Genomic DNA, 277 nt, shown 5'->3' with positions numbered 1-277 from the left:
CCAGGTACTGCACCTTGCTGTTGTCGACGTTGTAGGTCCAGGCACCGCCTTCGGTGATGGCGAGGCTACCCAGCGCACCCGCGCTCGGGGTGCCGTTGCCAGCCAGGAACTTGGCTTCATCCGCCCCATCCAGATCGGTCACGCTCAGGGTGCCGGTCTCGGTCAGCAGCGGAGTGCTCTCATCTTCGGTGACCGCACCAGTGTCGCTGCCGGTGATCACCGCCGCATCGTTGACGCCGGTGATGGTGATGGTGACGGTGTGCTCGGTGCCATCCAC

The 277-nt window shown here is 65.0% G+C and carries 1 protein-coding gene; it reads right to left on the bottom strand.

Going from position 1 to position 277, the window contains the following annotated elements; translation table 11 throughout:
• The coding region (locus KW824_RS20715; RefSeq protein WP_218410893.1) for a VCBS domain-containing protein at window positions 1-277 on the bottom strand (277 nt) is incomplete at both ends.

The sequence above is a fragment of the Aeromonas sp. sif0611 genome, from assembly GCF_019218845.1.
GTDB classification, from domain to species: domain Bacteria; phylum Pseudomonadota; class Gammaproteobacteria; order Enterobacterales; family Aeromonadaceae; genus Aeromonas; species Aeromonas media.
The sequence above is the reverse complement of the archived record's forward strand: the minus strand, read 5'-3'. Positions and strand labels throughout refer to the sequence as shown.